General features: G+C 63.8%; 12 protein-coding genes and 1 tRNA gene. 9 read left to right on the top strand and 4 right to left on the bottom strand.

Annotated elements, in window-relative coordinates:
- Positions 1 to 31 precede the first annotated feature (31 nt).
- Positions 32 to 2083, top strand: coding sequence for a M13-type metalloendopeptidase (locus RTQ83_RS11590; protein WP_312514499.1), 2052 nt, complete (start codon positions 32 to 34; stop codon positions 2081 to 2083).
- A gap of 211 nt (positions 2084 to 2294) precedes the next feature.
- Here the strand turns inward: RTQ83_RS11590 and RTQ83_RS11585 are convergent, their stop codons facing one another.
- Positions 2295 to 3503, bottom strand: coding sequence for a glycosyltransferase family 4 protein (locus RTQ83_RS11585; RefSeq protein WP_312514497.1), 1209 nt, complete (start codon positions 3501 to 3503; stop codon positions 2295 to 2297).
- Positions 3504 to 3774: 271 nt separating this feature from the next.
- On the opposite strand from RTQ83_RS11585, the gene RTQ83_RS11580 reads away from it, so the two are divergent.
- Positions 3775 to 5142, top strand: coding sequence for a UDP-glucose/GDP-mannose dehydrogenase family protein (locus tag RTQ83_RS11580; RefSeq protein ID WP_312514495.1), 1368 nt, complete (start codon positions 3775 to 3777; stop codon positions 5140 to 5142).
- Complete coding sequence (locus RTQ83_RS11575; RefSeq protein WP_312514493.1) at positions 5139 to 6119, top strand: NAD-dependent epimerase/dehydratase family protein; 981 nt, start codon at positions 5139 to 5141, stop codon at positions 6117 to 6119. Before RTQ83_RS11580 ends, RTQ83_RS11575 begins: the two co-directional genes overlap by 4 nt.
- A 91-nt stretch (positions 6120 to 6210) precedes the next feature.
- On the opposite strand, the gene RTQ83_RS11570 is transcribed toward RTQ83_RS11575, so the two are convergent.
- The 3 genes from RTQ83_RS11570 to RTQ83_RS11560 form a co-directional block, all read right to left on the bottom strand.
- Positions 6211 to 7401, bottom strand: coding sequence for a hypothetical protein (locus tag RTQ83_RS11570; protein WP_312514491.1), 1191 nt, complete (start codon positions 7399 to 7401; stop codon positions 6211 to 6213).
- A 316-nt stretch (positions 7402 to 7717) separates the two neighbouring features.
- Entirely contained in the window at positions 7718 to 10012 is a 2295-nt protein-coding gene (locus RTQ83_RS11565; protein WP_312514489.1) for a hypothetical protein, read from the bottom strand.
- Between the two features lie 329 nt (positions 10013 to 10341).
- Positions 10342 to 11268: a c-type cytochrome gene (locus tag RTQ83_RS11560; protein ID WP_312514487.1), complete on the bottom strand. Its 927-nt coding sequence runs from the start codon at positions 11266 to 11268 to the stop codon at positions 10342 to 10344.
- Between the two features lie 207 nt (positions 11269 to 11475).
- Between RTQ83_RS11560 and RTQ83_RS11555 the strand changes: the two genes are divergently transcribed.
- From RTQ83_RS11555 to prsR, 6 genes are all read left to right on the top strand, one after another.
- Positions 11476 to 11551: transfer RNA gene (locus tag RTQ83_RS11555), tRNA-Arg, on the top strand.
- A 583-nt stretch (positions 11552 to 12134) separates the two neighbouring features.
- Positions 12135 to 13424: a nucleotide sugar dehydrogenase gene (locus RTQ83_RS11550; RefSeq protein ID WP_312514485.1), complete on the top strand. Its 1290-nt coding sequence runs from the start codon at positions 12135 to 12137 to the stop codon at positions 13422 to 13424.
- A gap of 109 nt (positions 13425 to 13533) precedes the next feature.
- Complete coding sequence (locus tag RTQ83_RS11545; protein ID WP_312514483.1) at positions 13534 to 14574, top strand: SDR family oxidoreductase; 1041 nt, start codon at positions 13534 to 13536, stop codon at positions 14572 to 14574.
- Positions 14575 to 14649: 75 nt separating this feature from the next.
- Positions 14650 to 16047, top strand: coding sequence for a TIGR03013 family XrtA/PEP-CTERM system glycosyltransferase (locus RTQ83_RS11540; RefSeq protein WP_312514481.1), 1398 nt, complete (start codon positions 14650 to 14652; stop codon positions 16045 to 16047).
- Between the two features lie 84 nt (positions 16048 to 16131).
- Entirely contained in the window at positions 16132 to 18246 is a 2115-nt protein-coding gene (gene prsK, locus RTQ83_RS11535; RefSeq protein ID WP_312514479.1) for an XrtA/PEP-CTERM system histidine kinase PrsK, read from the top strand.
- Positions 18247 to 18277: 31 nt separating this feature from the next.
- The coding region (gene prsR, locus RTQ83_RS11530) for a PEP-CTERM-box response regulator transcription factor (RefSeq protein ID WP_312514477.1) at positions 18278 to 19620 on the top strand (1343 nt) is incomplete at its 3' end.

Below are 19620 nucleotides of genomic sequence, written 5' to 3'. Positions count from 1 at the left end.
GCCCGTTTTCCATCAAAAAAACGGAGAGAACATGAAACGACATCTGATGAGCGCTGCCGCACTGCTGCTGGTGGCCTCGCTGGCACAGGCGCAGTCGAATGCGCCGGCTGCAAAGAACGCCACCCTCACCACCGGCATCGCGCTGCAATACATCGAGCCAAGCGCGCGCGCCCAGGACGACTTCTTTGAGCACGTCAACGGCAAGTGGCTGAAAAGCGTCGAGATCCCGGCCGACAAATCGAGCTGGGGCGCCTTCCACAAGCTGGCCGACGACACCCAGCCGCAGCTGCGCGCCATCATCGAGCGCGCCGTGGCCGACAAGAACGCCACCGCCGGCACCGAAGTGCGCAAGATCGGCGACTTCTACGCCAGCTACATGGACGAAGCACGCCTCGAGCAGCTGGGCGTGGCGCCGCTGAACGAGCAGCTGGCGCGCATTGCCGCGGTCAAGGACAAGGCCGCGCTGCCGGCGCTGTTCGCGCAGCTGAACCGCATCGGCGTCAACGTGCCGCTGTCGTTCTACATCCACCAGGACGCCAAGGATTCGACCAGATACGTGGCCGATCTGCACCAGGACGGCCTGGGCATGCCGGACCGCGACTACTACCTGAAAACGGACGACGCCAAGCTGGCGGAGATCCGCACCAAGTACCAGCAGCACATCGAGAAGATGCTGACGCTGGCCGGCGGCAAGAACGCCGCTGCCGATGCGAAAGCCATCGTCGAGCTGGAAACCGAACTGGCCAAGGTGCAGTGGACCAAGGTCGAGAACCGCGATCCAATCAAGACCTACAACAAGGTCGAACTGTCCAAGCTGGCCGCGATGGCCCCGGGCTTCGACTGGAACGCGTGGCTGGCCGCCTCCGGCATCCAGGGCAAGACCGACTACGTGATCGTCAGCCAGCCGAGCTTCTTCAAGGGCTTCGCCGAAGTCCTGAACCGCGTCCCGCTGTCGACCTGGCAGGCCTACCTGCAGCTGCACGTGGTGAACGGCTACGCCAGCTACCTGTCGAAGGCCTTCGTGGACCAGCGTTTCGCCTTCCACGGCACCACGCTGGCCGGCATCCCGCAGCTGGAACCGCGCTGGAAGCGCGGCGTGTCGACGCTGGAATCGAGCTTGGGCGACGCGGTGGGCAAGCTGTACGTGAAAGAGCACTTCCCGGCCGAGCGCAAGGCGCGCATGGAAGAGCTGGTGAACAACCTGCTGGCTGCCTACAAGCAGTCGATCGACACCCTCGACTGGATGAGCCCTGCGACCAAGAAGGAAGCGCAGGCCAAGCTGGCCAAGTTCACGCCCAAGATCGGCTACCCGAGCAAGTGGAAAGAGTACACCGCGCTGACGGTCAAGCGCGACGACCTGGTGGGCAACGTGATGCGTTCGCGCGAAGTCGAGTACAACCGCGAACTGAACAAGCTGGGCAAACCGATCGACCGCGACGAGTGGGGCATGACGCCGCAAACCGTCAACGCCTACTACAACCCGGAACTGAACGAGATCGTGTTCCCGGCCGCGATCCTGCAGCCGCCATTCTTCGACGCCAAGGCAGACGACGCGGTGAACTACGGCGGCATCGGCGCCGTGATCGGTCACGAGATCAGCCACGGCTTCGACGACCAGGGTTCGCAGTACGACGGCGACGGCAATATGCGCAACTGGTGGACCGAGGAAGACGGCAAGCGCTTCGGCGAAAAGACCAAGGCCCTGATCGCGCAGTACGCCGCCTTCAGCCCGCTGCCGGGCTACCATGTCAACGGTGAACTGACGCTGGGCGAAAACATCGGCGACAACTCGGGCTTGGCGATCGCCTATAAAGCTTACAAGCTGTCGCTGAAGGGCAAGCCGGCGCCGACCATCGACAAGCTCACCGGCGACCAGCGCTTCTACATGGGCTGGGCCCAGGTATGGCGCGCCAAGATGCGCGAGCCGGCGCAGATCGCCCAGATCAAGACCGACCCGCACTCGCCGGCGCAATACCGCGCCAACGGCACGGTGAAGAACCAGCCGGGCTTCTACGAGGCGTTCGGGGTCAAGGCAGGGGACAAGATGTACCTGGCGCCGAAGGAGCGCGTGATCATCTGGTAAGTGGTGTGGATAGTGCCGATAATATGTCGGCACCACCATGACACCTGTACCAGGATTGTTTGCCTCAAGACCGTCATTCCCGCGCAGGCGGGAACCTAAGTTCGATGCACACCGCTAGCTCAGAGCTAAGTGGCTGCGCACGAAAACTTGGGTTCCCGCCTGCGCGGGAATGACGGTTTTTAGGTGAGCGAAGGAACAGCGTTATTGCGACTCACGCCGCCTGACGCGCCATCCCGGCCGCGGCGCCGCGCCGGCCTTCGGCCAAGCGCGAGAAGATCGCCAGCTGGCCGGCGGTGGTGTCGTCCCAGCTGAACTTTTCGGCATAACGGCGCGTCGCCGCATGGTCCGGATAGTTGGCGCGCAGCTGCATCACCGCTTCGGCCAGCTTTTCATGGGTGCGCTCGGCCATCAGCACGCCCGCCTCGGGCGCGGCCACCACTTCCGGCGTGCCCCACACATTGCTGGCCACCACCGGCGTACCGCAGGCCATCGATTCGAGCAGCACATTGGCCCAGCCTTCGCGGCTCGAGGCCAGCACCATGGCGTCGGCGGCGTTGTAATACTTTTTCAGTTCGGTCTGCGCCACCGGGCCCAGGAACTTGACGCGATCGGCCACGCCCGTTTCCACGGCCAGGGTTTCCAGGCGCTTGCGCTCCGGGCCGATCCCCGCGATCAGGAGCTTCACGCCCGGCAGCAGGCCGAGGGCGCGGATGGTCATGTCGTGCGCCTTGCGCGGATCGAGCACGCCGACCGAAATCAGGGTGAAGCCGTCGATGCCCAGTTCGGCGCGCGCGGCGGCGCGGTCCAGCGGCGCGAAGCGCTGCAGGTCGACGCCGTTGCGCAGCGGCGTGATCAGGTCCGGCGCCACGCCCAGGCCCACCATCTCGTCCTTGAGCGCGTTGCACACCGTGATGATGCCGTCGGCCTGCGACGCCGCTTCCAGGATCATGGAGCGCGGCCGCGCGAACTGCGGGATCAGGTTGATGTCGGTACCGCGCGCGGTGATCACCACCGGCTTGTTGAAGTACTTGCCCAGTTTGACCGCGGCCACGCCGTCCGGATAGAAGTAGTGGGCGTCGAGCACGTCGAAATCGTAGCCTTCGTCGATCATGCGGCCGATGACCGGCTTGACGCAGGCCGCCATCAGGCCCGGCGCCATCTCCATGCCGATCTTCGGGAAGTGCAGGTAGCGCGGGTGCTGGACGTCGATGCCGTAGCGGACTTCGCGGTCCGGCACCTGGGCGAAGTGGGCATACTCGCCGAAGCGCGGGTGCTTGAACGGGAACCAGGGCACCGGGGCGACCACGCGCGACTCGACCTGGCCGCTGGCCAGCAGGTAGCGCAGGCGGGTCTCGACGAAGATGCCGTGATTCGGACGCACGGCATTCGGGAACAGGGAACTGAAGGTCAGGAGTTTCATGCTGAAAAATCGTGGGCCTAGCGTAACTTCTCGTAGGCAAGTATAGAAATGTTTGTTGCAAGATATTTCATTTCTTCTCAAACCTCAACCGAATCTCAATCGAATCGCGGGAAATTTACAATATAATAATTTCCGATCATCATTTTATGTGCTGAAACACAACCCGGAGCAGGGCCAGGCCGGGGCTGCCGCAACCGTGTGGCAGATTTCGCGCAAGCAACTCTACAATCCTCGTGCCTGCCACAGGCGTCTACTCTGGATAAGAACTCTCATGAAAATTTCAGTTATCGGTACCGGTTACGTGGGCTTGGTCTCGGGAGCATGTTTTGCCGACGTCGGCAATAACGTCCTGTGCCTCGACATCAACGCCAGCAAGATCCAGATGCTCAAGGACGGGCAGATCCCGATCCACGAGCCGGGCCTGGACAGCATGGTCATCGCCAATGCCGGCGCCGGCCGCCTGCATTTTTCGACCAGCTACGATGACGCGGTGGCGCATGCCGACGTGATCTTCCTGGCGGTCGGCACCCCGCCGGACGAAGACGGCAGCGCCGACCTGACCCACATCCTGGAAGCGGCGCGCCAGATCGGCCAGCGCATCGACAAGCCGATCGTGATCGTCGACAAGTCGACCGTGCCGGTCGGCACCGCCGACCTGGTGCGCCAGGCCGTCAAGGGAGAAATCGACAAGCGCGGCGCGCAGGTCGCCTTCACCGTGGTCAGCAATCCGGAATTCCTGAAGGAAGGCGCCGCCATCAACGACTTCATGCGGCCCGACCGCATCGTGGTCGGCAGCGACGACCAGGAAGCCACCACCCTGATGCGCCAGCTGTACGCGCCGTTCAGCCGCAACCACGAAAAGCTGGTGGTGATGGATGTGCGTTCGGCCGAGCTGACCAAGTACGCGGCGAACGCCATGCTGGCCACCCGCATCAGCTTCATGAACGAACTGGCGAACCTGGCCGAACTGCTGGGCGCCGACATCGAAGCGGTGCGCCAGGGCATCGGCATGGACCCGCGCATCGGTTCGCAATTCCTGTACGCCGGCATGGGCTATGGCGGTTCGTGCTTCCCGAAAGACGTCAAGGCGCTGGTCAAGACCGCAGGCGGCCACGGCCAGCAGCTGCACATCCTGGAAGCGACCGAGCGCGTCAACGACCTGCAGAAGAACGTGTTGTACCGCAAGGTGTGCCGCTTCTTCGATGGCGAAGCCAATCTGCGCGGCAAGACGATCGCCCTGTGGGGCCTGTCGTTCAAGCCGAACACCGACGACATGCGTGAAGCGCCGAGCCTGGTGCTGATCCGCGCCCTGTTCGCGGCCGGCGCGCGCGTGGTTGCCTACGATCCGGTGGCGAGCACGGAAGCGCTGCGCGTGCTGAACGCCGAGCATGGCGAAGGCAAGTGCGCCGAATTCCTGACCATCGCCGCCTCGGCCGAGGAAGCGGTGCGCGGCGCCGACGTGCTGGTCCTGGTGACCGAATGGAAGGAATTCCGCTCGCCGGACTGGAAATCGCTGGCCCAGACGCTGAAGCACCGCGCCGTGTTCGACGGCCGCAACATCTACGATCCGCACACCGTTGCCGCCGCCGGCCTGGCCTACGAAGGCATCGGGCGCGCGGTGCAGGCGAGGGCGCAATGAGCGGCCGCCGCATCCTGGTCACCGGCGCCGCCGGCTTCGTCGGCAGTTTCGTCGCCGCCCGCCTGGCGGCGATGGGCCACCAGGTGACCGGCTGCGACAATTTCAACGACTATTACGATCCGCAACTCAAGCATGACCGGGTCGCGGCCCTGCTGCAGCCTGGCGGCATCGCCTGCGAAAAAGTCGATATTGCCGACAACGCGGCACTGGTGGCGCTGTTCGAGCGCGTGCAGCCGGAACTGGTGGTGCACCTCGCGGCCCAGGCCGGCGTGCGCTATTCGCTGGAAAATCCGTCGGCGTATATCCAGTCGAACCTGGTCGGTTTCGGCAATATCCTGGAAGCCTGCCGCCAGCACAAGGTCGAGCACCTGCTGTACGCCAGCAGCAGCAGCGTCTACGGCAGCAATGCCAAGGTGCCGTTCAGCGAAGCCGACCAGGTCGACGAGCCGGTCTCGCTGTATGCGGCGACCAAGAAGGCCAACGAGCTGATGGCGTATTCGTACAGCCACCTGTACGGCTTCCCGGCCACCGGCCTGCGCTTCTTCACCGTCTACGGCCCTTGGGGCCGTCCGGACATGGCCTACTTCAGCTTTACCGAAAAGATGGTGCGCGGCGAGAAGATCCCGGTGTTCGCCGAAGGCAAGCTGACGCGCGACTTCACCTATATCGACGACATCGTCGAAGGCGTGGTGCGCCTGCTGTTCAAGCCGCAGCCGGAGCAGGGTGGCAAGGCGCGCCATGCGGTCTTCAATATCGGCAACAACCAGCCGGTGATGGTGCTGGACTTCGTGCGCACCCTCGAGCGCGTGCTGGGTGTGGAGGCGCAGCTGGATTTCCAGCCGATGCAGGCCGGCGACGTGCCGGCCACCCACGCCGACACCAGCCGCCTGCAGGAATGGGTCGGCTACAAGCCGGCCACGCCGCTGGAGACCGGGCTGTCGCATTACCGCGACTGGTACCGCGGCTGGCGCAGCTGAGCCGCAATCCGGCACACAAAGCAAAAGGGCAGCCTGGGCTGCCCTTTTTCGTTGCAGCGCCGCTTGCGCGGCGCCTGCCTGCAGACTCTTCTTACAGCGCCGACTCGTAGGCGCCGATATCGAGCTTGCCCACGACCGGACGGGTGGCGCCTGCGGCCGGGTGCACGTACACGGCGGTCGGCTTGAGCGCGAAGCCGCTGGCCGCCTTGCCCGGGTCCGACGCGGCGCCGATCACCAGCGCGTTGACGGTCGGGATCAGGTTGTAGGCGAGACGGTTGACGAAGCCCGGCGCCACCGAACGGTAGTTGGTCTTCTCGACCGCGCCGACCTGGTTGGTCAGGGTGCCGGTGCCGCTGAAGATATTGTTCTGCAGCAGGATCTTCTTGGTCACACCGCTGCCGACGAATACGAAGTTGCCACGCGCGCTGTCGTCGTTCAGGAAGGTGTTGTTCACCACGTACAGGTCGTGACCCGGGTTGCTCGCGCCTTCGACGCCGTACGACACCAGGGCCGGATTGCTGTGCGAGGCCGGCTGCTGGATCACGTTGCCGATCACGTACGAGGTGCCGGCGTTCGGCAGGTCGATCTCGTAGCTCGGCTTGCCGGTTGCGGTAGTGCCTTTTTCGCCCGGCGCGGTGGTCGAGAAGCGGTTGTAGGCGATGGTGTTGACCCGGGCGCGCGACTTCAGGTTGTGGCCGACCACGGCGTCGTGCGAGAAGTTGTAGCGGAAGGTCAGGCTGCCGACATTGCCGATGTACACGTTGTGGGTCTGGCCGCTGCCTTCGCCGTTGTGACCGAACTCGGTGTTTTCGATGACGATCTTGCTGGCGGTGTTGGCGCCGCTCAGGATGCCGTTTTCGTTATCGTGCAGGAAGGACGAACGCAGCGTGAAGTTGGTGCCTTCCAGGCGCAGTGCGGCGCCGTTCTTGTCCTTTACCTTGGCGCCGTACATCTCGACGTTTTCGATGGTGATGTTGTTGCCCTGGACTACCCAGATCGCCTTGCCCATTGCGTTCTTGCCGGCGGCATCGATCTTCGGGCGGCCGTTGACGCCGCGGATGGTCAGGTTGGCCGGCTTGATGCCGCACACGTCGCCGCTATAGGTGGCGTTGCCGGCGATTTCGACGATGTCGCCGGCCTTGGCCACGGCGAAAGCCTTGCATGGGGTGGTGTAGGTCTTGCCGGCACCGACCGACAGGGTGGCGGCCGAAGCCGGGACGATGGCAGCCAGCGACAACACGGCCAGCGACATGCGGGACAGGGAAAGGAGTTGAGCTTGCATGGGAAGAGAGTCCTTGACTTGACGATTGTGTAATCTGGAGATTTCCTGCGACACATTCAGAATACCCCAATTCCAGCCGGAAAGAACGTTACCAATTGTAAGAATCCAGCTTGGGGCAATGCTTTTCATAGGGAAAGCAAAGAATGCTTGTGATCTTATCAGCGCCTAAAAAGTCGCTAAAAAACGTCATTTTCTATTGATGGGCATGACGAAAAGTTGCTTGTTCGGGGTAACCGCGGCGGCGCAGCACAATGCTGAGCGGATATAAAAAACCCGGTAGTGATGAGCTACCGGGTTGGCTGACATGATCCGGAGATCAGCGCGGGATCACTGCGAACTGCGGTGCGCCGGTGTAGTCTGGCTGGCCGCCGCGGGTGATGAAGGTGTTCCAGGCTTTCTGGCCCTGGGCACCCGAGATCGAGACCGAGTACGCCAGTGCCGGCTGCATGTTCGACGGGTAGCCGATCGCCGACGACGAGTAGCCGGTCATTTCGCCCGTTTTCAGCTTGAGCAGCTTGGCCATCTCGGCGCTGGCGCAGGTCAGGGCGCGCAGTGCTTCGCTCTGGTTGGCGACGGCGACTTGCTTCATCGTCGAGTAGATCGCGCTCGAACCGCTGTCCTTGATCTTCATCGAGTACATCGCAGCATCGATCCAGCACAGGCCGCCATCATTCATGCGCTGCAGCGAGTATTTCGCTTTCCAGTTGAGCAGACGCTTGGCTTCGGTGAAGCCGAGGTCGGTAGCGTGGCCGATCACCGAGGTGAAGAAGTCGTCCTGCCATGGTGCGACACCGGTACCGCTCTGGTAAGCGAAGGCGCCGTTGAGCAGCACGCCGAGCTGGTTCGCCTGAGCATTGTCGCTATAGGTCTTGTTGTACCACGCCAGGTTATTGTTCACGAACGAGGTGAAGTGCGACTTCAGCTTGTCCGCATCCGGCGTGATGTAGGCCGCGTCGAGCAGCGAACGCAGACCCCATGCCTGGCCACGCACCTGGTTCGACTGCAGGATGCCCTTGGCCTGCTCGCGGTAGTTCGGGTTCGGTGCCAGCACGTTGTACATCGCCCAGAACTGCAGCTCTTCCAGATAGTAATAGTCACCGGTGACCATGTACGGCAGATAGGCCAGCGACGGCTGGTGCGACATGTCGTGCGTGAACGGCGAGGTGCAGCCGTCGGTCGTCGCGCAGGCCGGGAACGATTCGCGCTTCTTGGTGACCGGGTTCTGGGTGTCGCCCGGACGGCCCTGGATGGTCATGTACGGGAAATCGACGATGCTGATCGGACGGTCGGTCAGCTTGTCGCGGTAGTGCATCGACCAGGTGCCGCCGAGGTCGCCGTTGCCGAGGGTAACTTCCTTGGCGCGCTTGTCCATGGTCAGCAGATACATGACCGACCAGGCCGGCAGCAGGCCGATATCCGAACGGCCGCCGGTGCTCGGCATGTAGCCGTTGGCGCTGCCGACTTTCATCGGTTCCGATTTGTCCGCAGTCCAGCCGCTCTTCAGGGCGGCCAGACTGGCTTCCTTGATGGCCAGGTTCTGATCGTAGTTGGCGACGGCGCCGGTGGCGATCAGGTAAGCGGTGTCGTGCTTGACGACCACGGCGTCCGGATTGACGGCACCTTGCCAGAACACCTTGCGCCAGCGCGCGTGGTGCAGGTGGGTCAGGGCCGGCTTGGCGTACACGCTCTTGCCGCCGACCAGCACTTCCGCGTCATAGGTGAAGTTGCTCGGCGCTGCTTCATACGCCCAGTTGTTCTCGACGGTGACGTCGACACGCGCCTTCTTGGCGCTGTCGTACCAGCGCACGGCAAAGCGCGCGGTCAGGTGCGGGTGCTGCACGCCGCTGGCGGTCTTCAGCGGTGCCGAGACCAGCCATTCGTTGGCCGAGGCGCCGGCCAGCCAGCTGGTAGTCTTGCCGGCCTTGATCAGTTCGTCGGCCGACGCGCTGTAGCGCACGCCGGCGATGGTGGCGTTGACCGAGGCATTGAAGCCGCTGTTCAGGAGCTGGGCGGTGCTGGAGCCGGCCAATGCCGACTGGGAACCGGCGGTGACCAGGTCCATCTTGCGGGTCTGGCCGGCGGCGATGGTCGGGACCACGCCCGAGATGACCGCATGGCGCACCGAGCCGTCCGGGTGGAAGGCCTTGGCATCGACCTGCAGCGGCAGGGTTTCGCCATTGTCGAAACGGCCGATCAGGGCAGTGCCCTTGGCCAGATCGCCGGCCGCGAACACCTGGCCGAAGGTGAACGGCACGCTGGTCTGGACGGCGGCGGCGCCGTTTTCCAGACGTACGTTGGTGATGGTACGGGCTGGCGCGGTCATGGCCGGCGCGTTGGCGTCCGGCTTTGCTGGCGTCTGGCCCGATGCACCGCGGCCCGAATAAATGCTGGATGCGGTGGTGCCCATCGATGCGTTACTGATTGCATCGGTGGTGGCGACGCCGGCGGCGTCGGTGCTCACGGTGCCGGTCGCGCTGACGCTGGCGGCACTGCTGGAAAGGGTGTTGCCGGTGGTGGCATCGCCGCTACCGCCGCCGCAGGCGACGAGGATGGTACCGCAGAGGGTGACGGACAGGGTGCGTGCGACCAGGGTGTTCAGGGAGGTGGACATGTAATCTCTTCAGAAGTTGCTGTGGCTGTGAGAATTTTCCGCCACGGGACAACCAGAAGGTTACGCCAAAGCAAAAGAGATTCCCATAGGAATCAAACTTTCTGTGTGGAATTTCTCCCAAATGCAACACAAACTTATCCGCTATTTAACGAATATTATTCGTATGAAAAGCGTTGCATTGGCAGATTTATTTTGTTTGATTACAACAGACAAGCAATTGTGACAAGGTCTTGGACAGACGATGATGAAGGGAAATTATTTCTCAGCAATGACCACCAGTCAACTAAATAGTTAACTGTTGTAAATTAATTATGTAACGAATCGAAACGCTACTTGGCAGACAAGACCATGTAGTCGACCGCCGCCTTGACTTCGGCATCGGAGGCCGGCGATCCGCCTTTCGGCGGCATCACACCCACCTTGCCCTGGAAGCCCTTGATGGCATGCTCATATAAAGTGGCGCTGCCCTGGGCGATGCGCGCGCTCCAGGCCGCCTTGTCGCCCAGCTTCGGCGCACCGGCCACGCCGGCGGCGTGGCACACCATGCAGGCGCTGTCGTACAGGCGCTTGCCGTCGGCATTGGCCACGGCCGGGCCGGCCGCCGGCGTTGCGCCGGGGGCAGTTGCGGTTGCGGCGGCCGGTGCCGGTGCCGGGGCCGGCGTCGCGGCGGACGCCGGCGCACCCGCAGCTGTGTCGGAAGCGGTGTCCGAAGCAGGGGCGGGCGCCGGAGCTGAAGCCGCGGTTGCGGCCGGCGCTTCCGGTTCCTTGAAGCTGGCGCCGCTCTTGTTGGTCATGAACACCACGGCGCGCGCCACCTCGACTTCGTCCAGGTCGGGATTGCCGCCCTTGGCCGGCATCGCGCGGATGCCTTCGATCGCATGCTTGATCAGGGTGTCGTACCCCTGCGCCAGGCGCGCGCCCCAGCCGGCGTTGTCGCCGGTCTTCGGTGCGCCGGCCGCGCCGCTGTCGTGGCAGGCGGCGCAGGTGGCGGCATAGACGGCGGCGCCGGCCTGCAGCACGCGCGGCGCGTTGGGGTCGATCAGGGTAAAGCCGGCTTCGGCGACCGGCCGCAGGCGGGCTGCGATCGCTTCGGCATTCTGGCCGTCGGTACCGGCGCCGGTGACGGGCACGTTGGTGACAAAGGAAACCAGCAGGATGATGCCGAGGACAATGACCAGGAAGAAGCCGGCAACAGCAATGACCAGCTGTTTCGGTGTCCGGATCAGGGATTGGTGTTCTTGATGTGCGTCGCTCATGATTTCCTTAATAGGTATTAAAAAAACCTGCCACTCTGACGTTGGGACGACTAATTCAATGCCGGAATGCAAACTCCGGCAATCGGCCGATTATAGTCTCAAAGTTTGCAGACTGTAACTAAAATTGAAAGCAGAGCACGGCAGTTCCCCATGGACGGCACGGCGGAAAGACTGTATCCTTCGCTCACTCGTTGTACCCCCTCCCGCGCGGCTGTAGCTCAGTGGATAGAGTATTGGCCTCCGAAGCCAAGGGTCGCTGGTTCGATCCCAGCCAGCCGCGCCACCTTCCTCCCTATATTGTCCGCACCGTTGCTGTCACAGCCGCTGCCAGCCATGGCAATGCCTCATCAGTCGGATTGATTCCTCGTCCTTCCTTTCAGCAGACCGCAGGGATGCCGCCATGCCGCCGCTCTTCGCACACGTTTGCATGCTGCTCGCACGCCCTTGCACGCTGGCCGCGCCAGCGGGGGAGCACAATCCATTGTGGACATTTATCTAGATCAATCACTAGTTAATGCCCCTGCGCACGATTCGTGCAAATAAAAGCTTGTCCACCAGAAAATGCTAATATTGCACAAGAAGTACAGACATGCTAACTAAGCAATTTTCTTATGGTCGATATGGTGGTCATGCGCATGCAACCATGCGAACGTGACAACATTCTGTGTAGCGGACTGGTCTGAAAAGCCACAGTTCATGCAGTTTGCGTCGATAGTTAATGTATTGACGTAAAAAATTGGTAACAATATCTCGGTATTGTTGTTACTCTCCGACAAAACAGCTGAGCTTCGGTTGAGCACCGCCGCACCCCCGTGCTATAGTAAAGTTAGCATAATTGCAAAACCCAATTCTCGAACGGAACGATAATGAAAGCAGATGAGGTCGTAGCAGTAGTAGGACTGGGATATGTCGGCTTGCCGCTGGCAGTGGAATTTGGCAAGAAGGTACGCACCATCGGCTTCGACCTCTCCGTGAGCAAAACCGAGAATTACAAGAAATTCATCGATCCGACCGGCGAAGTCTCGACCGAGCAGCTGCAGGCGGCGCGTCACCTGGAAGTGACCACCGATCCGGCCATGCTGGCCCAGGCCGACTATGTCATCGTCGCCGTCCCGACCCCGGTCGACATCGCCCACGTGCCCGACTTCACGCCGCTGATCGGCGCCAGCACCTCGGTCGGCAAGAACCTCAAACGCGGCGCGGTCGTGATCTTCGAATCGACCGTGTATCCGGGCGCCACCGAGGAAGTCTGCATCCCGCTGCTGGAACAGCATTCCGGCCTCAAGTGGAAAGACGGCTTCAACGTCGGCTTCTCGCCGGAGCGCATCAACCCGGGCGACAAGGAACACACGCTGACCAACATCCTCAAGGTGGTGTCGGGCGACAACGACGAGTCGCTCGAGCGCATCGCGCAGATGTACGAGACGGTGGTCACCGCCGGCGTCTACCGCGCCTCGAGCATCAAGGTCGCCGAAGCGGCCAAGGTCATCGAAAACACCCAGCGCGACCTGAACATCGCGCTGATGAACGAACTGGCGATCATCTTCGACAAGATCGGCATCGACACGCTGGAAGTGCTGAAGGCCGCCGGCACCAAGTGGAACTTCCTGCCGTTCCGTCCGGGCCTGGTCGGCGGCCACTGCATCGGCGTCGATCCTTACTACCTGACCCACAAGGCCGAGATGATCGGCTACCACCCGCAGGTGATCCTGGCCGGGCGCCGCATCAACGACGGCATGGCCAAGTTCGTGGCCGAGAAGACCGTCAAGTCGATGATCTCGTCGGGCGTCAGCATCAAGGGCGCCAAGGTCAACCTGATCGGCCTGACCTTCAAGGAAAACTGCCCCGATCTGCGCAACTCGAAGGTCGCCGACATCGTCTATGAACTGCAAAGCTACGGCGTCGACGTGCACGTGTACGACCCGATCGCCGAAGCCGACGAAGCGCAGCACGAATACGGCATCGCGCTGGAGAGCTGGGACAGCCTGCCGAAGGCCGATGGCGTGATCGTGGCGGTGCCGCACAAGGAAGTGCTGGCGCTGTCGCTGACCGATTTCCAGTCCAAGCTGAACCCGGGCGGCTGCTTCATCGACGTCAAGTCGCAGTTCGATCCGAAGGCGCTGGGCGAAGCCGGTTACTGCGTCTGGCGTCTGTAAGCCGGTGGCCGCGCCCGCCCTGCGGGGGGCGGCCGGCGCAACCCGGAAAGTGCTTTATAAAGTGAACCAGCAGGTGGATAAGTAAGTGGACAAGTAAGTGGGAAAGTAAGTGGACAAGTTCCAGGACGTGCAGCAATACCTCGCCCGGAACAGCCATCGCTGGCTGGTCACCGGTGCGGCCGGATTCATCGGCTCGAACCTGGTCGAGGCCCTGCTGCGCCTGAACCAGCGGGTGGTCGGTCTCGATAATTTCGCGACCGGCCAGCGCCGCAACCTGGAACAGGTGCGCGCCGCGGTCGGCGCCGCGGCGTGGGAACGGTTCGAACTGGTCGAAGGCGACATCCGCCAGGCGCAGGATTGTGCTGCGGCGTGTGGCGGCAACGGCGCCGGCGTGGAGTATGTGCTGCACCAGGCCGCACTGGGGTCGGTGGCGCGCTCGTTCGACGATCCGGTCGCGACCAACGCGACCAATGTCGACGGCTTCCTGCAGGTGCTGGTGGCGGCGCGCGACGCCGGGGTCAGGCGCGTGGTATACGCCGCCTCCAGCGCCAGCTACGGCGACCAGCAGGATCTGCCGAAGGCCGAGGACCGGATCGGCGAGCCGCTGTCGCCGTACGCGGTGAGCAAGTATGTGGGCGAGCTGTATGCCAACGTGTTCGGCCGCAGCTATGGCCTGGAAACGATCGGCCTGCGCTACTTCAACGTGTTCGGCCCGCGCCAGAACCCGGAAGGAGTGGGCGCCGCGGTGATCGCGCGCTGGGCACGGGCGCTGATCCGCAACGACGCGCTGTACATCAACGGCGACGGCGAGACCAGCCGCGATTTCTGCTTCGTCGACAACGTCGTGCAGGCGAACATCCTGGCGGCGCTGGCCGATGGCGAAGCGGCCGGCCAGGTGTTCAACGTCGCGCTCGGCGAGCGCACCAGCCTGAATGCGCTGTATGGCATGATGCGCGACGCGCTGGCGCAGCGCTTCCCGCACGTGGGCGCGCACCGTCCGCAGTATGCCGAATTCCGGCGCGGCGACGTGCGCCACTCGCAGGCGAACATCGGCAAGGCCACCGCGCTGCTGGGCTACCGGCCCACGCACCGTATCGAAGCAGGTTTGAAGCAGACGATGGACTGGTATGTCCGTCACCTGGCGCAATGAAGCCGGCACCGGCCGGCACTATGAAGAATAACGCGATGCAGAACCAGAAAAGTAACAAGAAGCCCGGAGGTCACCGTGTTCAGGATTTCTAATCACTACGTGTCGAAAATCGTATTCGTGCTGCTGTTTGTCGAGCTGCTGGTGCTGTTCGGCGCCGCCTACATCGGCGTCGCCCTGCGCATGATGGAATACGAAGGGTCGGTGCTCCAGCTCGACCACCTGTTCACATCGGCCTTCGCGTTTGCCGCCGCCATCATCTTCAGCATGAGCGCGATGGGCATGTACCAGCTCGACTACGACGAAGGCCTGCGCCACCCGTTCTTCATGAAGCTGATGCCCTCGTTCGTGATGGGCTTCATCATCCTGGCGCTGGTGTTCTACATGGCGCCCGAGCTGTACCTGGGCCGCGGCACCATGCTGCTGGTGTTCGCGCTGGCCGGCTGCGGCATCTTCCTGGCGCGCATGGTGTTCTTCAAGACTTCCGAAGCACGCCTGCTGCAGACCCGCATCATGTTCCTCGGCGGCGGCCCGCTGGCCAAGGAATGCAGCGAACTGGCCACCCGCAAGTCGCGCTACCACAGGTACGACATCGCCGGCTTCATCCCGAACCCGAACGAAGAACTGTGCGTCTCGTCGTCCAAGCTGGTGACGATGCGCGAAGGCGACTCGCTGGTGTCGCTGGCGCGCCGCAACAACGTCAGCGAAGTGGTGGTGTCGGTGCAGAACCGGCGCGGCGGCTTCCCGATCAAGGAACTGCTCGACTGCAAACTGCAGGGCATCAAGGTCACCGACGCCGCCACCTTCTTCGAACGCGAAACCTGCCAGATCCGGGTCGATTCGCTGCAGCCTTCGTGGCTGGTGTTCGGCGGCGGCTTCGACCAGAGTTTCGTGCGCACCTTCATGAAGCGCAGCTTCGACCTGGTGTGCAGCTGCATCATCCTGGTCATGACTTTCCCGCTGATGCTGGCCGCCGCGCTGGCGGTGTGGCTGGAAGACCGCGGCCCGGTGTTCTATTCGCAGGAACGGGTCGGTAAGGACGGCAAGATCTTCCGCGTCCACAAATTCCGCTCGATGCGCGCCGACGCCGAAAAGAACGGCAAGCCGCAGTGGGCGGCGCAGAACGATCCGCGCGTGACCCGCGTCGGCAACTTCATGCGCAAGACCCGCATCGACGAACTGCCGCAGATCCTCAACGTGTTCAAGGGTGACATGTCGTTCGTCGGCCCGCGTCCGGAACGCGCCTACTTCGTCGAGCAGCTGATCGAGGTGGTCCCGTATTACAACGTGCGCCACAGCGTCAAGCCGGGCATCACCGGCTGGGCCCAGGTGCGCTACGGCTACGGTTCCTCGGCCGAGGACGCGCTGCAAAAGCTGCAGTACGACCTGTACTACGTGAAGAACAACAGCCTGTTCCTGGATATCCTCATCCTGATCAATACGCTGAAAGTCGTCCTGTTCCGCAGCGGGCGCTGATCACCCGGTGACCGAGCGTGCGCATCAGCCGGCGGTCTTGCCGCCGGCGCCTCCGTCCCGCCCATCCCGCATTCCCTGCCGCCCATGGACGTCGCTTCGCTGACCAGCATTGTCGTATATAGCCACGCGCTGGCGGCGGTCTGCTTCGCGCTGCTGATGGTGCCGCTGCGGGTGCCGCTGCGCGGGCGCCGCATCGCGTCCTCGCACCGCGTCGCGCTCGGCCTGGCCTGCCTGTTCACGGTGCTGTGGGCGGCCTCGCTGGCCTGGGAAGCGAGCAACGGCACCCTGTGGTCCAGTTTCACCGACGGTTTCGAGATTCTGCGCAACGCCGGCTGGTCGCTGTTCCTGCTGGCGCTGCTGGGCAACTGGCGCGCTCCTGGCAGCCGCCTGCCGTTCGGCCTGCGGCCGTCGCTGGCAGTCGCCGCCGCGGTCTACCTGGGCTGCCTGCTGGCCAACCTGCTGGGCCACTGGGACCTGGCGCAGGTGCGCGAGCATGGCCAGGCGCCGGCGGCGCTGCGGGTGGCGATGGCGGTGTGGGGCATGCTGCTGGTCGAGCAGGTGTACCGCAACCGCTCGATCCAGGAACGCTGGGCCGTCAAATTCGCCTGCCTCGGCGTCGGCGGCCTGTTCGCCTACGATTTTTACCTGTACAGCCACACCATGCTGTTCCGCGAGGTCGATCCCGACATCTGGGCCGCGCGCGGCCTGGTCAACACCCTGAGCGTGCCGCTGGTGGCGGTGGCACTGGGCCGTTCGCGCTCGTGGAGTTCGCCGCTGTCGCTGTCGCGCCGCGCGGTGTTCCATTCGGCGGCGCTGTTCGGCTCCGCCACTTACCTGCTGGCGATGGGCTCGGCCGGCTACTACCTGCGCTTCGTCGGCGGCAGCTGGGGCACGGTGATGCAGGTCGCCTTCCTGTTCGGTACCCTGATCCTGCTGGTCGGGATCCTGTTCTCGGGCACCTTCCGCGCCTGGCTCAAGGTCTTCATCAGCAAGCACTTCTACCGCTACAACTACGACTACCGCGAAGAGTGGATGCGCTTCACGCGCACCCTGTCGCAGCCCGGCCCGGGCCTGGGCGTGCGCGTGATCGAGGCGGTGGCGGCGCTGGTCGAAAGTCCCGGCGGCGCGCTGTGGCAGCGGCGCGAATCGGGTGTCTACGAGCCGAGCGCGCACTGGCACATGCCGGCCCTGAGCGCGTCCGAGCCGGCCGACTCGCCGTTCTGCCAGTTCCTGGAGTCGAGCCAGTGGGTGGTCGACCTGCACGAATACGGCCACAGCCCGGACAAGTACGATGCGCTGGCGCTGCCGGGCTGGCTGGCCGAGTATCCGCGCGCCTGGCTGGTGGTGCCGCTGATCCTGCACGGCAGCCTGTCCGGCTTCGTGCTGCTGCACACGCCGCGCAGCCCGGTCAAGCTGAACTGGGAAATCATCGACTTGCTCGAAATCGCCGGCAGCCAGGCCGCGGCGCACCTGGCGCAGCAGGACGCGGCCGACGCGCTGCTGGTGGCGCGCCAGTTCGAATCGTTCAACCGCATGTCCACCTTCGTGGTGCACGACCTGAAGAACCTGGTGTCGCAGCTGTCGCTGATGAACGCGAACGCCGCGCGCCACAAGGACAACCCCGAATTCCAGGCCGACATGCTGGAGACCGTGTCATACTCGGTACAGAAGATGAAGCTGCTGCTGCAGAAGCTGGGACGCAGCGAGTCCGGCGAGCAGTCGGCGCCGCTGGCGATCGACAAGGTGGTGCGCCAGGCGCTGGCGCTGAAGGACGCGTTCGAGCCGCATCCGCGGCTGCAGGTCGAGACGCCGGGCCTGCTGGTGCTGGCCGAGCGCGAACGGCTAGAGCGCGTGCTGGGCCACCTGATCCAGAACGCGATCGAGGCCACGCCGCGCAGCGGCAGCGTCGTCATCCGGGTGGCGCGCCACGCGGGTCATGCCGACGGCGCCGGCGTGCTGGTCGAAATCGCCGACACCGGCGAAGGCATGAGCGAAGACTTCATCCGCGAGCGCCTGTTCAAGCCGTTCGAGTCGACCAAGTCGGCCGGCATGGGCATCGGCGTGTTCGAGAGCCGCGAATACATCCATGAACTGGGCGGCCGCCTGGAAGTGACGAGCAGCCCGGGGCAGGGCACCACTTTCCGGGTGCTGCTGCCGCTTCACCAACACGGCATGCAGGTGGCCGGGCGCGCCGCCTGACGCCTGCAGCGACAGCCAAGAGGGAACCTGAGTGACGCAACATAAACCGAAACTCCTGATCATCGAGGACGACCCGGGCCTGCAGAAGCAGCTGCGCTGGAGCCTCGACGCCTACGACGTGGTGCTGGCCGGCGACCGCGAAGCGGCGCTGGCGCAGATCCGGCGCCACGAGCCGGCGGTGGTGACGATGGACCTGGGGCTGCCGCCCGACCCGGACGGCTCGACCGAAGGCCTGGCCACGCTGCAGCAGATCCTGGCCCTGGCGCCCGACACGCGCGTGATCGTCCTGACCGGCAACCAGGAACACAGCAACGCGGTCAAGGCGATCGCCATGGGCGCCTACGACTTCCACCAGAAGCCGGTCGACCCCGAGGTGCTGAACCTGGTGATCCAGCGCGCCTTCTTTTTGCACAACCTGCAGCAGGAAAACCGCCGCATGCAGCAAAGCGGCGCCGATTCGCCGCTGGGCGGCGTGATCTCGCGCGACCCCGGCATGCTCAAGGTCTGCCGCACCATCGAGAAAGTGGCCCCGACCTCGGCCTCGGTGATGGTGCTGGGCGAATCGGGCACCGGCAAGGAAGTGCTGGCGCGCGCGCTGCACGCGCTGTCGCCGCGCGCCAAGGAACGCTTCATGGCGATCAACTGCGCCGCGATCCCCGAGAACCTGCTCGAGAGCGAATTGTTCGGCTACGAAAAGGGCGCCTTCACGGGCGCGGCCAAGCAGACCAAGGGCAAGGTCGAACTGGCGCACGGCGGCACCTTCTTCCTGGACGAAGTGGGCGACCTGCCGATGCCGCTGCAGGCCAAGCTGCTGCGCTTTTTGCAGGAGCGCGTGATCGAGCGCATCGGCGGCCACGAAGAGATTCCGGTCGACGTGCGCATCATCTGCGCCACCCACCAGAAGCTGAAGGACCTGTGCGCGCAAGGGCGCTTCCGCGAAGACCTGTATTACCGCCTGTCCGAGATCGTGGTCACGATCCCGCCGCTGCGCCAGCGCGAAGGCGACGCGGCGCTGCTGGCGCACCACTTCAAGAACAAGTTCTGCAGCCAGGAAGGGCGCCCGTCGCTGCATTTCGCGCCGGACGCGATCGCGGCCATCGAGAACTACACCTGGCCGGGCAATGTGCGCGAAATGGAAAACTACATCAAGCGCGCCGTGATCATGGCCGACGGCAACACCATCGTCGCCGACGACCTGGGCCTGCCGGGCGAAGGCTTCGAGGAAGAGCCGATCAACCTGCGCCAGGTGCGCGACGAGGCCGAATACAAGGCCATCGTCAAGGCGCTGGCGCGGGTCGACGGCAACATCGTCAAGGCGTCCGAGGTGCTGGGCGTAAGCCGGCCGACGCTTTACGACCTGATGGGGCGGCACGG

It is taken from the genome of Massilia sp. (assembly GCF_031995545.1).
Taxonomy (GTDB): Bacteria; Pseudomonadota; Gammaproteobacteria; order Burkholderiales; family Burkholderiaceae_D; genus Telluria.
The sequence above is the reverse complement of the archived record's forward strand: the minus strand, read 5'-3'. Positions and strand labels throughout refer to the sequence as shown.